A 14,965-nucleotide genomic window follows, 5' to 3' on the forward strand; every position below is an offset into this window, starting at 1 on the left:
AACAGGCCGGCAGCCTATCAAAAGCCACCAGCCTGCCCATCAAGCTTATAATTGATTATAAAAGCCCTGCTGTTTCCATTTCCTTCCTGATCCGTTCTAATACCGGGCCTTTGGGAGTTGCAAGATTGGGCTTGTATGGAAGTCCCACATTTCTGCCTCTTAAATTTGCCATGTCCTTTGCTGCAACCGGGAAGCTTGCCGGGTCCATGGACAGACGGACCGGATTGAGCTTAAACTGTGCCTCCAGAGAACCGCTTAAATCACCTGCCATGTATTTATTGTAAACATCGGTAATCAGTTCCGGCATGAAATTGGCTGCCGTGCACACGCCGCCCACCGCTCCATGGCACATGGAAGCATATAACAGAGTGTCCTTTCCCCCGAATACCTTAAAGCCCTTGTGACGGGTCCTGCGGATGAATTCTGCTGTCTGGGTAATATCCCCGCTGGTATCCTTCATTCCCACAATATTGGGAATCCCGGAAGCAAGCCTCTCTACCAGGCTGCCTGACATGGTGTAACCCACACGCCCGGGGTTATTATAAAGAAGCATTGGAGTATTTGGAACGGACTCCGCTATGGTTTTAAAATGTTCATAAAGCTCTGCCTCGGTGGGCTTTAAAAACATCGGCTGCAGGACGGAAATTCCTGCCGCTCCGTTTTCCACGGCCATTTTCGCAAGGCGGCAGCATTTCCTTGTGCTGATGGCGCCGATGCCAAAATATACCGGAACCCTTCCGGCAGACTGATCGACCATGATCTTCAGTCCGCGCTCCATCTCATCCTCTTCCACCACGTAAAATTCCCCGTTGCTTCCGAAAGCCAGGATCCCCAGAACGCCGCCGTTTATGACATAATCCACCTGATCCCGTAATTTTACCTCATCAATTCTCTCGTCCTCATCGATGGGCGTGAGAATGGGAACGATAACACCTTTGATAAAATCTGTATTCATATTTCGATCCTCTCCTGCCAGATTTTATTTCCCTGGTTTTACAGTGGTATTGGCAATTTTTTCATAGTATTTTACAATGCTGGAATGGTCCTCTTTCTCAAAGCCGTCGGCCTTAAGTCCCTGCATGATCTCCATTAACTGTCCGGTTAACGGCACCGGGGAGCTGATGGCATGGGCTGCGTTTAAGGCATTGTTTAAATCCTTGATGTGCAGCTCGATGCGGAAGCCCGGATTAAAGTTTCTGTTAAGCATCATCGGCGCTTTTGCGTCCATAACGGTAGAACCTGCCAGACCGCCGCGGATCGCCTGATATACCAGTTCCGGGTCTGTGCCGGCCTTTTTGGCAAAGGTAAGGGCCTCTGATACGGCTGCAATGTTGACCGCAACCACGATCTGGTTTGCCAGCTTTGCCACATTGCCGGAGCCCAGCTCGCCTACGTAAACCACAGAACCTGCCATCACCATGAGCATGTCATAATATTTATCAAACAGCTCTTTCTTACCGCCTACCATTACGGACAGGGTTCCGTCGATTGCCTTTGGTTCCCCGCCGGATACCGGCGCATCTAACATTTCGATCCCGGCCTTTTCAAGCTCCGCACCGATGGCCCTGCTTTCGGTCGGGTCAATGGAGCTCATATCAATGACAACGGTTCCCGGTTTTGCTCCCTCTGCAACGCCATTTTCCCCTAAAACTGCTGCTCTTACATGAGGAGAGTTCGGTACCATGGTGATGACTGCCTCACACTGGGAAGCCACTTCTTTGCCGTTTGCAGCCTCTGCTGCGCCGTTGGTAACCAGATCGGCAACCGCTTCTTTATTATAATCAAATACTACTAATTCATGACCTGCCTTTATCAGGTTCTTTGCCATAGGTCTTCCCATGATTCCTAATCCGATAAATCCAATTTTCATTTTGCTTTTCCTCTCTTTTTTTATTCTGCTTATCAGTAACCGATGGGCTTTCCCCATCTCTGCTTTGATTATAGAAAAACCAAAAGAGATTTGCTATGGGCGGATTTACCGAATGGAAGGTCATTTCTTGTACAAACCATATATTATTTCACATTTATTGCATATTTATTTCACTTTCTTTTCAAAAACCCGATTTATTCCAAATGGTATTTCTTCATTTTACGCCACAGCGTTGCTTTGCTGATTCCCAGTTCTCCTGCGGTCTTTTCCCTGCTTCCGCCAAACCTGGTGAGCGCTTCCGCAATTTTTTCCGCTTCTTCCGGAAGATGCTTTTCCTGCCCTTTTTCCTTATCGTTCTGGTCTGTATGCCGTCTGGGATAGAGTTCTTCCAAATTGCGTTCCACAAAAGCCTCATCAAGGCTTCTTTTATTTGCTGTCAGAATCAAACGTTCGCAAAAGCTTTCCACCTGGAGTGCATTTCCATCCCAGGGGTAATCAAGCAGCAGCTTTTCAGCTCCCCGGGTCAGCACGTGGAACCGGGAATAGTGCTCACAGCATTCCCGAATGCATTCCTTTAACTTCCGCTCCAAATCCTCTTTCCGTTCCCGTAAAGGAGGAATCCTGACGGTAAGCCCATTTAGAAGATAATACAGGTCTTCCCTCATGATCCCCTTTTCCACCAGTTTTATGAAAGGAACATCGGTGGTGACCATTACCCGCACATCCATTCCCGGATATCCGGCCCCGTCTTTTCCAAGCCTTTGCTTATAACGGAGCAGCTGGCAGAGCCGGTACTGGTTGTCCCTGGTAAGGCACTGTACCTCCTCCAGCAAAAGAGTGCCGCTTTTTGCCTGGACGATGGCTCCCTTATCCCCGAAGATCATATCAAGCTGTACATCATCTCCGGCTCCGTCGCAGGATAAAGCCACAAACGGCCCCTCCTTATGCAGGCCCGCGTTATGAATGCTCTGGGCCAGCAGCCGTTTTTCCGTTCCCGCCTCTCCTGTGATCAAAACCGCTTTCTCCGACAGCGCATATAGCTTGGCCAGCCGTACGCATTCCTGCATGGCACCTGATTCCTGAAGGATATCATCAAATTCTCCTAACGCAATGAATCCCCTTAAATGGTGTTTTCCCTTAGAATCCAACTCCCTGGGCTTATGTTTCTTCATGCGGTGGCAGGTAAGAATGGCACCTTCCACCCGTTTATCGATCACCACCGGCGCCACAATGGCAAAAACAGAGGTCCGGTTGATCTGCATAAACAGGGAATAGGATTCTTTCCCATACTCCAGCACCTGGCGGAACGGTTCTCCGATAAGCTCCCGGAATATCTCACCGGCAGCCCGTCCAAGAACATTTTCTTTCTTTTTCCCAAGAATATCTTCCATAATGGGGTTTAAGTCCATGATCGTTCCGGAAGCATCCAGTCTTACCACGCCATTGAAGGAGTAATCCAAAAGCGTCTCGATCTGGGCGGCATTTCGTTTCTCTACCCCCATGGCATAATCCACGCTTTCTGCCATGGAAAAGGCATTCTTTAAGGAATCCTCGGTATTGGATAAAAACAGGGATGGAATCCCTGCCTCTCCTGCTATGCCGACTGCCGTATCCCCACCTATGATTAAATCCACCCCGTCACTTACCGCCTGTTTTGCCATATCCTCAAGCAGATCACCTTTTTCAGCAAAATATGTTCTCATATCGATCTCATATATGGTATCAAAATAAGACATATCACAGAACATATTCTGAAAACCCACAACTCCGATCACCGGGCTCTCTTTTTTCAAAATCTGCTTTGCTTTATTGACCAGCAGTGCCATTTCCTGGGCTGTTATGACGATTTCCACCACCGGAATATCCGTATACTGCTTGATGAGCGAAGCCTGAAGCCCTCTGGCGATGATGATGGAGGCGCCACTTGCTATGGACTGTCTTGCCTCGGTAACAGCATCTTCCGTTTTTATTACCCGCATTTCTTTGATCTCATATTTCTTTTCCTGCAGGATATTATGTGCCTGATACAGCATTTCTTCTCTGGATACAAGTAATGCAATCTTTCCCATGCTTCCTCCTGTTTTTCTAAACGCCTGTTTTGTTCATTTTACTACAATCGGAAATTTCTGTCCATTTTCTTTCTTAATGTAAAAAATAACTCTTTTCAGGTACTGAACTTAATGTTTAACCAAATAATACTAAAATACTATGGGCTTATTAATCTGCTCATTATACACATGGAATTAAAGAATTTTTTTGGCGAAAGAACAGAAAAAAAGTAGTAAGATATTGCAAACCTGCACATGATATGCTATATTAGAATTACAAAAGGAACAACCACCCACAAGGGGTTGGCCCATCTATGTATGATAGAAAATTCCACCCTACTCAACGACCAAGTTTACAAGGGTGGTTTTTCTATACCTATTTCTAGGATTTCAGAAAAACGTTACTTACAATTAACGAAAATAAAGGTAAGTAATGCAATGATGAACAGCCCAAAAGTCATAAGATCCTGAAAGCTATACTTCATCCCACCACCTCCCATCTATGTATGATGGAAGGCCAACGCCCTTGCAGTGACATGATTGTTCCATGTCACAATGATAGCATATCCTTTTTCAATGTACAATCCTTTTCCCAGTATATGGGGTAGTTTCATATGAGCAATTCACAAACTGGAATACAGATGGTAAACAATTCTTTGAAAGACCATGATTATTGGAAACAAGAGAAGATGGCGCGGAGGATATATAAATGGAAAAAAATAAGAGAAGAATACGAATTGTTTTTTGGATTGCTGTAATTATAGTATCCGCATCGCTTGGGGTTTTTACAGCAGCTTTTGATCTCAACGCTTCTGCTAAGAAAGTTCTCATAGTGATATATCTTAGTATAGTGGCTTTGACTTCTATTGCAATCGACCTGATGTGGTATCGTAAGTTCAATCAAAAACTGCGCTCTTTACAGTCTGTTCTTTTACAGGAACACGATGCAGACCGTTATATCAGCGAAATCAACGCTCTCCTGATGGGAAAAAAGTCACCGCAGATTTGCAGTATCCTTAAGCTCAATCTTTGTGCTGCTTATTGTGAAAAGAAAGATTACAGCACAGCAAAAGAGTTGCTTTTGCAAATAAATCCCCGTAAACTGGCTGGAATCAACAAATTTGTATATTGGGCAGATTTGGCATATGTTCATTTTTATTTGCACGAGGATGAAAAGGCAGTCCTTATTTTAACGCAGCAGAAAACCCCTTTTTCCAAACTGAGCGATCATACTCATTTAGGTGGTCTGATTAACATCTTATTGATCTTTCAAATGCTTGCAGAAGGCGATAAAACCGGGGCAAGACAGCTTTTGGAGAAGGCTCGGCCTCAATGGGAAAATGAACATACTGCACCTGACTTTGAATATTTAGATAAGCTGTGTTGATCCAATCCTTCGCCGCAGTACATACAAAGCATACAGCCCGATCCTGCCGCTCCTGTTGTGGTCAAAATCGGGCTGTGTTATCATGCATCTCTAAAAATACCGTTTCCACCCCTCCGGCAGATAATCAGCCGTATTCTTTAACATTTCCTGAAACAACCTTTCACCGTCCCCAAAGCTGATCCGCCCTTTCACTAACGGATCAGCCATGAAGGCCAGAAACGCTTCTTCAAAATTACAGGTCAGGGCTGCAGCCAATATCATTTCATGGCTCTTTATATGAGGCATGGTGAGGGTTAAAATTCCCCCCGGACATTCCCCGGCAAAAACAGGGCTTATTTCATCTCTGGAAAACACTGCATTGGTTTCAACAACTGCATCCTTTGGAAAATTCGGAATCTGTCCCCCATAATTGGGAATATTCACATTGCTGACAAACCGTCCTAATCCGCAAAGTGCTTTTATGAGCCGGATCCCCTCTTCCCCGGTATCCTTAAGCTCCAGCACCTCCTCCCCTCCGGCCAGCTTAAGTGCCTGAGCATTCTTTTCCTTCTGCCTCTCCTTTCTCCATGCTACCGGTGTCAGAGCGAATTTCCATTCCGTGACGGTCTGCGGATTCTTCAAATACTGGTCCCCCGGCAAAAATTCCGCCAAATGGCGGTCCCCCGCCGCCGCAATGGCCCCATACCTGTTAAAAAGGTCAAATTTAACACGGTGGGCACAGTTAAAGGTTCCGTTCATCCAGTTGCGGTCCGGATCATCATAGCCTTCCACAAAATGTTCCCCGATGAATTTCCGGTATACGGGAAACAGATCCATATTTTTATAGGATGCCCTGGTAAACCATGTAAAATGATTGATCCCAACCACGCTGACATGGATGTCTTCCCGTTTTATATCTTTTTCCCCTGTTTCCATCTTGCAGATGTCCCTAAGAACCTTCTGGGTACCAAACACCTCATGGCAGCAGCCAAAAGCCTTGATTTCCGGAAATACATGATACAGGGTTTTCACGCACAGGGACATGGGATTCGTATAGTTAATGACCCAGGCATCGGGACAATGCGCTTTCACTGCCCCGGCAATTTCCACATACATGGGAATCGTCCTTAATGCCCTTAAAAGCCCACCCGGCCCGGCTGTATCTCCCACGGACTGGTAGATGCCGTATTTTTCCGGAGCATGTACATCGGATTCCATCTCATCAAAGGTTCCCGGCAAAATAGAAATAATAACAAAATCCGCACCGTCCAGCGCATCCTTCAGAGAAGTTTTTGTTTCAAACCGCCAGCATCCCCTTGCCTCCTCTCTTTCAAACAGGGCAGTGCCGATTTTTTCATTTAACCTGGCAGCTTCCTCATTGATATCATAAAGCCTGACTGTTCCGGAAAGCCCGGTCTCTTTTGCAAGGTCCGTCATGAACACCCAAGCCCAGGCATGGCTTCCGCCTCCAATATACGCGATTTTCACATCTAAACATCGATTGTCATTATAAATCATTTTGATTCCTCCTTTGGATTTTCACAGAATGTTATGTAGGACCGGTCTGGAAAGGAAAACTCTCCCCGGTAATTGGAAGCATTGTAAAACGGATATTTCACCGGATGACAGGTGGTCTCCCTTTCCCCATCCGACTGGGTGTAGATAAAAAGTCCATGGTAATCCCATACCACCAGCTCATCCCTGTCATCCCCGCATAAATCAATGGCTTCGCAGCACATCACCGGATGCCCGTCATCCGGGAACGGTACGGCAATGTCTCCATGCCCATCCATGAGCCCGCCCTTTTCCGGGTCCGCGTTGGTCAGGAAAAAATCCACTCCGTTTCCGAGCCAGTTGACCGGAGCCAGAATATTGCCGTTTCTCTCATTTTCCTTTTCCCAAAGCAGGTTCCCCTCATCATCGTAAAGGTAGATCACGCCCTGGTGGCCCCAGAAATTGGTGACTGCGATCTCAAATCCCGGCCGTTCAGGCGCATAATTCCCTATGCTTATTCTCTGGGCGTGTCCGATATAATCTCTTGTCACGATATTCCCTTGAAAATCTCCGATAAAGAACCCCTGGGTCCCTGATACGCAGGCAAAATACCCTTTCTCACTGTTTCTCTTAAACTTTCCGGCTACAATTTCATCCGTATGGTCCAGATAAATCGGATAAGACCATAAAGGCGTTCCATTGCAGTCCAGCAGTGTATATCCTACAAGCACTTCATCACATCCGTCGCCATTGATATCCAATGCCAGGGGAAAATGACCTGTATTCCTGGAACTCTGGTACTTCCACATTACATTCAAATCAGAATCCAGAGCATATACCCGGCAGTAACGGTCCTTTATGAGGATATCTGCCGGTCTTCCCAGTCCCCGGAAATTTGCAATGCGGATTCCATCGGGATTGATCCGGTCAAAGGCATACATATTGTAAGGCAGACCGATAATGGTTTCATCCTCTTCCTCAGACAATGGTGTGGGCGCTGATTTTTTGATTTCACCTGTCCGTCCATCCAGGATCTGCAGCTCAAAATTATGAGCCGTGATCACCTCATCTATGCCGTCTCCATCTATGTCATAGACCTGGCAGGGCAGATCCGCACTGATCTTTCCCAGGACATTGGATATCTCCGAGGGCTCTCCCCGCTGCCACAGAATGTTCCCGTCTAAATCAATGGCTGTCAGGCAGCTTATATGGGAATAGGAATCCCGTTCCACCCGTTTCTGAGCCTGGGGGATCACCATAAACCATTCTTTTGTTCCGGTCAGGTGGCCGAAGCGGATCTGGCGGCTGGTTCCGAAGTTTTTCAAATCAATTTTCTTCCAGAGCTTCATGGACGGATAAGGGGCCTGAAGGTTCTGAAGCCTTAATTGATCCTCTGTTTCCGCCCTTTTGATTTCCTCTGCCTTTTCCTCTTCCACCATGACTGCGATATCCGTAAATTGAGTCGGACAGTCCGCCGTAATTCCGATTTTCCCGCCTCGTTCCACCAGTTTTCCGCTATAATGGAACAAAGTCTCTCCATTGACCATGCAGCGGACCGTATCCCCGTCAACCGCTGCCTTTAATGTATAATAGGAATCGGCATCGGTCGGGAACGGAACCGACTTTAAGACTTTCACTTCCTCCTTATGCCGGTATGCCAGCTGGATCCTGTCTTTGTATTCCATAGACAGAACCAGCGTATCAATGCTGTCGTTCATGCAGAAGGCCAGCCCTGCCATGCCCTTTGTGGACAGCCTTCGTATGGTCACGGAAACGTCATAATCCTTCCAGAAGCTGCTTCCGGTCTGAAGGGTGGGAAAAATCCTGTGAGGCAGCCCTTTTTCGATCCTGCACTGTTCCATATAGTGTTTTCCGTTGTCCCCGGTAATGATCCAGGACGGGCCATGCCCGTTATAGCGGAAATTGCAGACCTGATCGGTCCATGCTCCGCGATAGCCTTCCGGTACCACGCAGTGGTATTCTCCTGCTGCAGAATGATCCCGGTCATAGGGGAATTCTCCGATCAGAAAACCCTTAAAATCCTCTTCAAACAGTATCCTGTCTTTCATCACTTATTCCTCCTTAAATCAACCTTTAATTCCAGTGGACGCAACGCCTTCAACAATGTATTTCTGCAGCATCAGAAAAATAACGACAATGGGCAGCAGGGATAATACACACATGGCGAACATGGCACCGTAATCCGAGGAGCTCATTGGATCCGTGAAATTTTTTAATGCAATTGAGACCGTGTATTTATCCGGGGAATTTAAGTAAAGCAGGGCTCCCATATAATCATCCCACTTCCAGTAAAACTCAAAAATTGCGCAAGTGACCATGGCCGGCTTTACCAGAGGACAGATGATCCGTGAAAAAATGGTATACGGGCTGCATCCGTCCATTTTCGCCGCTTCATCTAAATCCTTGGGGATTCCTTCAATGAACTGCATGACCATGAAGATAAAAAGCGGCTTCGCGCACCATGCCGGCACAATAATAGGCAGCGGTGTATTCACCCAGCCAAACAGATTAAAAATGATGTACTGGGGTATCATGATCACCTGGCCCGGAAGCATCATGGTCGCCATCATGCAAAGAAATAAAATCTTCTTCCCCTTAAACCGTATTCTTGCAAAGCCATAGGACACAAGAGCCGAGGACACAACTGCCCCCACAGTGGATAAAATGGTAATGAAAAAGGAATTCTTAAAAAATGTTGCAAAGGTAATTCCGCCAAACCCTTTCCAGCCGGTAAAATAATTGCCCATGGTCCATTGCCCTGGAAAAAGCTCTGCCACTGTGGTCATGACCTGGCCGGTCGGCTTAAAGGAACTGAAAAACATCCATGCGATCGGATAAAACATGAAAACCGCAATGCTGCCTACGATCACATGAAACATGATTTTACTAACTCTTTTTCTTGTTTTCATCCCCATATCAAGCTGTTTTTTCTCCTTTCTTTTTCTTCTGTTTTGTCAGGCCTGAGTTGTTTTCATAAAATACCCACTGATTCGAAGACTTAAATACAATGGCTGTAAAAAATCCTACGATCATGAGCAGAATCCATGCCATGGCCGATCCATATCCCATCTCATAGTATTTAAAGCTGTTCTGGTATAAGTAAAGGATATAAACCAGAGTCTCATTTACAGGGCCCCCGTTTGTAATAATCTGAGCCTGGGTAAATACCATAAATCCATTGATAATCTGCATGATCAGATTAAACAGGATGATCGGGCTTAATAGCGGCAGGGTAATGGAAAAAAACTGCTTAAGCTTCCCTGCCCCATCCACTTCAGCCGCTTCATAATAAGAGACCGGAATCTGCTTCAGGCCGGAAAGAAAAATCAGCATGGAGGAACCGAATTGCCAAACATAGAGCAGAATTAAGGTGAAAAGGGCCGTTTTCGTATTGGACAGCCAGTTGATCTGACAGTTGATTCCAGCTGCCTGCAGCAAACTGTTGATGACTCCGGCCTTTGTAAAAAGATTCCTCCACATGACCGAAACGGCCACAGAACCGCCTATAATCGAGGGCAGATAATAGACTACCCGGTAGATTGGGACCGCCTTGCTCTTCCTGTTTAATATCAAAGCCACAAACAAAGCGAATATGAGCCTTAAGGGGATGGATACAAATGCAAACTTAAAAGTGACCTGCAAAGACTTTAAAAATAATTTATCCTGGGTAAACAGCTTTATATAATTGTCCAGACCAATGAACCTCGTATCCTGGGACAGAATATTGAAATTCGTAAAGGACAGAACAAATGACATGGCAAACGGAACCAGCGTAAAGCAGAGAAAACCGATCAGCCACGGCATGATAAAAGCATATCCCACCACATTTTCATTATAAATGGATATTTTTCTTCTGAAATGTTTCATATTCCTGCTCCTATTAACCTATTATTTCAGGGAAAAAGCAGGACAGAATCTTCTCTTCCCTCCTGCTTTTCCTTATGTTCACATAACAGCCTTCTATTTCCCTAAAATCGCAAGAGACTGCTCCATCCAGCTGTCCACACATTCCTGTGCTGTCATCTGGCCGTACATTACTTCATTCACATTGTTATTTAAAACCTCCACGCACTGCCTGGAAGCAGAGGGGTCTGCCGGGTCAGCATCACGGCAGTATTCCACAGCGGCATCCAGAAAATCATAAACCTTTTTTTCCGTATCGCCGGCTTTTCCCTTTAGCTCTTCTCTTATGATGCCTGCAGCCGGAATTCCTCTTTCCCCGTTTAATATTTCATTTGCATCCTTATCGTTGATAAAGTAACTGATCGCTTTCACCGCCATCTCCGGATCCGGACAATCCCTGGTTACAGAGAAAAACTGGGCCGGCCTTAAATACATCCCTTTTGTGGAAGCGTCATCAAATATGGGCTGGGCAGCCATAGATAACTTCTGGTCATAATAGCCTGAGAAATTAGAGAACTGGGAACTCCAGTTCATTCCCATGGCCGCATCCCCCGTACATAAAGCCCTCTCGGAGTTATCCTTCCATAAAAGCTGATCCCCTGTATCAACGAACACTCCCTCCTGAGCCAGGTCATAGCAGTCCTGGATCACGGATACAATTTCCGCCTTTGTCTCATCGTCAAAGCCGAAGCCCTTTCCATCCTCTGAATATAAGGACTGCCCCTTGGAACGGATCATGGGCTCAATTAAGTATCTCGGCATACCCAGGGCGATGTTCTCTGTCCGGATCCCTGTTTTTTGGTAAATCTCCCTGGACGTCTTAACAAAATCAGACCACTTCCAATCCATAGCAGGAGCCTCTATACCGGCCGCCTTAAATATGTCTTCATTATACATAATGGTCATGACATTGGTCCCAAGAGGAACTCCGTAAAATCCGTTGTTATATTTTCCGCCTGAGATATAAGCTTCGTCGCAGTTCGACAGATCCAGGGAACCATTTTCCACATAAGGCGTTAAATCCAGCAGCAGCCCGTTGTTTATGTACCCGGCGAACTGGTCTGTCACCTGCTGGATAATGCCCGGCAGGTTATTTCCCACCGACTGGGTAGCCAGAGTCTCCCAATAGGCATCATAGCTGTTATACTCATAAGTAAAATTCACAGCATTCTCCTTTGCAAACCCATCAAACACCTTAATCGTGGCATCCGTACGGCTCTGGTTCCCCCACCAGGACACACGGATACTCTCCCCCTCCTGGTTTTTTGCACTGCTCTCTGTCCGGCTTTCCTTTTCTGTATTTGCAGATGCCTCCGGCACGGTTGTGCTTTCTGAACCGGAGCACCCGGACAGCGATGCAAAAACCATGGCTGCCGCCAATAAAAAACCAACCTTTTTTTTCATACCTTTTCTCCCTTTCTGTTTGTTTTTTTATCAACTACTGATATCATTCATTATACACACAGTTTTTTCCATTTTTAATTCAAAATAATGTGCAATTTGTATAAAAAATAGTCATTCTTCCAAGGTGGCAGTCCCTTTGAAGAATGACCTGTTTTAAAGCTTCAGCTCTGTGGGTGATTTCCCGTAATACTTTTTGAATACCGTGCTGAAATACTGTGGATTATTTCCGAAGCCAGTCTGTTCCGCAATCTCATAAACCGTTGCATCCCTGTTTGCCTGGATCAGCAGCATGGCTTTTTCCATCCGTTTGATCGTCAGAAAGGTAGAAAATTTATAGCCGGTTTCTTTTAAGAAAAGCTTCGATATATAACTCCCGCTCATGAACAGGATATCGTCGGCAATCATTTTTAAGGACAGCTCCGGCCGGTCTATATTCATATCCACATAGGCAAGAATCTGCTTTATGGTTTTTGAATATTTTTCCGGGGTTATGATAAGGCTGGACTGGATTTCCGGGAAATACTCGTTTCGGATGCGAAGCAGAGAATTCATCAGTTCTTCCTCTTTGATCGGTTTTAATATATAGTCAGCTGCCCCGTAGCGCAAAGCCTTCTGGGCATAGGCAAAATCATCATAGCCTGACAGGATGAGAAATTTAGCCTGGTACCCGGCCTTCCTGACCTGACGGATAAACTCCAGCCCATCCATTCCCGGCATCTTGATATCTGTGATAATCAGGTCCACAGGATTCGCTTTCAAATATTCAAGCCCTGCCATCCCGTTCTCTTTCAGCACCGTCACCTCAAAGCCGCTGGAATTCCAATCCATACAGGTATGAAGCCCGCTCCTTACAATCGCCTCATCATCTACAATCATGACCTTAATTAACTTCATGACGATCTGAAACCTCCTTTTTTACTCTGAAACAAATGACTGCTCCTCCCGGACAGCTGTTTTTAACGATAATCCCATATCCCGGTCCATATAAGCTCTTTAAACGCTCATTTAAGTTTGTCAGCCCCACACCGTTACCCTCCGCCTTTAAGGTTCCCAGCTTCAGCTTGTCCAGGATATTGGGGTCAATTCCCACCCCATTATCCGAAACCGAACATAAGAGTTCCCTTCCTTCATCCGCAATAACAACGTGAATCCTGCATTCCCGCGTCATACGCTCCAATGCGTAATTCACGGCATTTTCCACAAGGGGCTGAAGACTGAAAGCGGGAATGCATATCTTCATGAGATCCTCTTCTGCTTCTATTTGAACATTTAAGCGGCTTCCGAACCTGGCCCTCTGGATGGTCAAATACCCTCTCATATATTCAAGCTCCTGTTCCAGCGGGATCAGGGCTTCCTTGCTCTTCATGGAAATGCGGAGAATATCTCCCAGGGCCTTTACCACCATGGGGATCTGGCGGTATTTTTCCTCATTGGCCATCCACCGGATGGTATCAAGGGTATTATAGAGAAAATGCGGATTCAGCTTCGAACGGAGTGCTGACAGCTGGGCATCCTGCAGATACAGCTTCTGCTCGTAATTTTCATGGATCAGCTCGCTTAGCTGGCATATCATCTCTGAAAATTTTTCCTCCAGATGCCCGATTTCATCATACCGTTTTTTCCTGTTTCTTATCTTTAAATGTTCCAGCGCTTTTACCGGGTTTTCTTCTCTTTTAACGGCTTCTATCTGTTCGGAAAGAGTCACGACCGGCTTTACCAGGGTAATGGAAAAGTGGGACGCCAGCAGGCCGATCACCACCAGTATCGTTAAAAGCACCATGGAATAGATGATATCCAGATTTTGAATAAAGGAAAACAACTGGTAATAATTGGAAACATTGTAATACCTCCAGTTCAGTTTCTCCGACTTTATGGAGGTAATAAAATATTTATTCCCGTTAAGCCGGACTATGGCATATTTACCGATATTTAACGGAACCTTTTTAAGGAATGCCTCTTTTTCCGGCTCCTCCATGCTGGAAAATACCACGCCGTCTTTTTCATCCACAAGGAACAGCCCGTTGCGGTCTGTCAGATAAGAAGCTGCCAGCTCTCCGGGGCTGATCATGTAAATAACGGTTCCGCCATACCTCATGGTCATATTCCGCTTTTCCTGGATGGATCTTGCAATTACGATTTCCTGCTGGTATTCTTCCCTGTTATTCCGCCTTATGTCAATCACCTTATAAGCCGGACTCCCCCTCTTCTCCGCCGCTTCACTTACAATTTCCTGAAGCACATCTTCTGATATATCATATTTGGTACCTCCATAGCCGCTGTACCGTCTGCCCTTACTGTCAACGAAATATCCGGCATCCGTTTTATGAGTGCTTGCCAGATAAGTATCCAGCTCCTTCATGATCTCTACAAGACTGTCTGTCTTTAAGCTTTCCGCAGTTTTCTTCTGAGGCAGGAGCGAGGGCAGTTCTTCACCGGTCTCATCTTCCATACTCCCCTCCAGCTCATCAAGGGTATCATAGGAATTAAGAAGCTGCGATACAAGCTGCTGAACCCTGTTTCCTGTGATAAACTGATAAGTGGAATTCTCATACCCCGACAGCTTGTCCTCAATTCCTGACATGGAGCTGTTCAATATATCCGTTTTCGTTTCATACACATAGTTGGCATAAGATTGCTCCACCTTTTTCACCACGAAAAGGCTGACAAGAAAAGAAGCACCTATGGAAACAGCAATGAGAAATAATATCTTTTTGGTTATGGAGCTGTTAATTCTTCTTATTAAAGTTTTCATCATTTCCAGTCCTTATAACGCTTGGATTTTTCTTTTATCATACCCCAGGCCTGATGCGATGGCAAGAAAAAAGAACGGTAGCCTCTAATGCCGTACCGTTCTGTCCT

General features: G+C 45.8%; 11 protein-coding genes. 1 reads left to right on the forward strand and 10 read right to left on the reverse strand.

The window, feature by feature from the left end; all coding sequences use genetic code 11:
- Nucleotides 1-55: 55 nt before the first annotated feature.
- The 3 genes from BQ9856_RS15930 to BQ9856_RS15940 all read right to left on the reverse strand — a co-directional run bounded on the left by BQ9856_RS15930 (nucleotide 56) and on the right by BQ9856_RS15940 (nucleotide 3,939).
- Nucleotides 56-955: a dihydrodipicolinate synthase family protein gene (locus BQ9856_RS15930; protein WP_077611910.1), complete on the reverse strand. Its 900-nt coding sequence runs from the start codon at nucleotides 953-955 to the stop codon at nucleotides 56-58.
- A gap of 24 nt (nucleotides 956-979) precedes the next feature.
- Entirely contained in the window at nucleotides 980-1,927 is a 948-nt protein-coding gene (gene garR / locus BQ9856_RS15935; RefSeq protein WP_328587253.1) for a 2-hydroxy-3-oxopropionate reductase, read from the reverse strand.
- 137 nt (nucleotides 1,928-2,064) lie between these two features.
- Nucleotides 2,065-3,939: a PrpR N-terminal domain-containing protein gene (locus BQ9856_RS15940; RefSeq protein WP_077611912.1), complete on the reverse strand. Its 1,875-nt coding sequence runs from the start codon at nucleotides 3,937-3,939 to the stop codon at nucleotides 2,065-2,067.
- Between the two features lie 688 nt (nucleotides 3,940-4,627).
- Between BQ9856_RS15940 and BQ9856_RS15945 the strand changes: the two genes are divergently transcribed.
- Nucleotides 4,628-5,305 (forward strand): hypothetical protein, encoded by a 678-nt coding sequence (locus BQ9856_RS15945; RefSeq protein WP_077611913.1) that lies wholly within the window; start codon nucleotides 4,628-4,630, stop codon nucleotides 5,303-5,305.
- A gap of 90 nt (nucleotides 5,306-5,395) precedes the next feature.
- On the opposite strand, the gene BQ9856_RS15950 is transcribed toward BQ9856_RS15945, so the two are convergent.
- From BQ9856_RS15950 to BQ9856_RS15980, 7 genes are all read right to left on the reverse strand, one after another.
- Complete coding sequence (locus BQ9856_RS15950) at nucleotides 5,396-6,802, reverse strand: family 4 glycosyl hydrolase (RefSeq protein WP_077611914.1); 1,407 nt, start codon at nucleotides 6,800-6,802, stop codon at nucleotides 5,396-5,398.
- Nucleotides 6,799-8,847: a hypothetical protein gene (locus BQ9856_RS15955; protein WP_200801316.1), complete on the reverse strand. Its 2,049-nt coding sequence runs from the start codon at nucleotides 8,845-8,847 to the stop codon at nucleotides 6,799-6,801. The genes BQ9856_RS15950 and BQ9856_RS15955 overlap by 4 nt, the downstream gene beginning before the upstream one ends.
- A gap of 18 nt (nucleotides 8,848-8,865) precedes the next feature.
- Nucleotides 8,866-9,714 (reverse strand): carbohydrate ABC transporter permease, encoded by an 849-nt coding sequence (locus tag BQ9856_RS15960; protein WP_077611916.1) that lies wholly within the window; start codon nucleotides 9,712-9,714, stop codon nucleotides 8,866-8,868.
- A 1-nt stretch (nucleotide 9,715) separates the two neighbouring features.
- Nucleotides 9,716-10,666 carry a carbohydrate ABC transporter permease gene (locus tag BQ9856_RS15965; protein ID WP_077611917.1) on the reverse strand — a complete coding sequence of 317 codons (951 nt, stop codon included), beginning with the start codon at nucleotides 10,664-10,666 and terminating at the stop codon, nucleotides 9,716-9,718.
- A 93-nt stretch (nucleotides 10,667-10,759) separates the two neighbouring features.
- The gene (locus BQ9856_RS15970; protein ID WP_077611918.1) at nucleotides 10,760-12,106 is read right to left on the reverse strand and encodes an ABC transporter substrate-binding protein; all 1,347 of its coding nucleotides are present in this window, start codon (nucleotides 12,104-12,106) and stop codon (nucleotides 10,760-10,762) included.
- A 153-nt stretch (nucleotides 12,107-12,259) separates the two neighbouring features.
- On the reverse strand, nucleotides 12,260-13,000 hold the full coding sequence (locus tag BQ9856_RS15975; RefSeq protein ID WP_077611919.1) for a response regulator transcription factor: 741 nt from the start codon (nucleotides 12,998-13,000) through the stop codon (nucleotides 12,260-12,262).
- A complete protein-coding gene (locus tag BQ9856_RS15980) occupies nucleotides 12,987-14,861 on the reverse strand; it encodes a sensor histidine kinase (protein ID WP_077611920.1) in 1,875 nt (624 codons plus the stop codon). The genes BQ9856_RS15975 and BQ9856_RS15980 overlap by 14 nt, the downstream gene beginning before the upstream one ends.
- Nucleotides 14,862-14,965: the final 104 nt, after the last annotated feature.

Source organism: Clostridium sp. Marseille-P2415 (genome assembly GCF_900155545.1).
Taxonomy (GTDB): Bacteria; Bacillota; Clostridia; order Lachnospirales; family Lachnospiraceae; genus Lacrimispora.

What these genes read in the sequence shown, in the direction of transcription:
- BQ9856_RS15930 (WP_077611910.1), bottom strand. Translation starts at nt 955, where the DNA reads ATGAATACAGATTTTATCAAAGGTGTTATCGTTCCCATTCTCACGCCC.
- garR (WP_328587253.1), bottom strand. Translation starts at nt 1,927, where the DNA reads ATGGGGAAAGCCCATCGGTTACTGATAAGCAGAATAAAAAAAGAGAGG.
- BQ9856_RS15940 (WP_077611912.1), bottom strand. Translation starts at nt 3,939, where the DNA reads ATGGGAAAGATTGCATTACTTGTATCCAGAGAAGAAATGCTGTATCAG.
- BQ9856_RS15945 (WP_077611913.1), top strand. Translation starts at nt 4,628, where the DNA reads ATGGAAAAAAATAAGAGAAGAATACGAATTGTTTTTTGGATTGCTGTA.
- BQ9856_RS15950 (WP_077611914.1), bottom strand. Translation starts at nt 6,802, where the DNA reads ATGATTTATAATGACAATCGATGTTTAGATGTGAAAATCGCGTATATT.
- BQ9856_RS15955 (WP_200801316.1), bottom strand. Translation starts at nt 8,847, where the DNA reads ATGAAAGACAGGATACTGTTTGAAGAGGATTTTAAGGGTTTTCTGATC.
- BQ9856_RS15960 (WP_077611916.1), bottom strand. Translation starts at nt 9,714, where the DNA reads ATGGGGATGAAAACAAGAAAAAGAGTTAGTAAAATCATGTTTCATGTG.
- BQ9856_RS15965 (WP_077611917.1), bottom strand. Translation starts at nt 10,666, where the DNA reads ATGAAACATTTCAGAAGAAAAATATCCATTTATAATGAAAATGTGGTG.
- BQ9856_RS15970 (WP_077611918.1), bottom strand. Translation starts at nt 12,106, where the DNA reads ATGAAAAAAAAGGTTGGTTTTTTATTGGCGGCAGCCATGGTTTTTGCA.
- BQ9856_RS15975 (WP_077611919.1), bottom strand. Translation starts at nt 13,000, where the DNA reads ATGAAGTTAATTAAGGTCATGATTGTAGATGATGAGGCGATTGTAAGG.
- BQ9856_RS15980 (WP_077611920.1), bottom strand. Translation starts at nt 14,861, where the DNA reads ATGATGAAAACTTTAATAAGAAGAATTAACAGCTCCATAACCAAAAAG.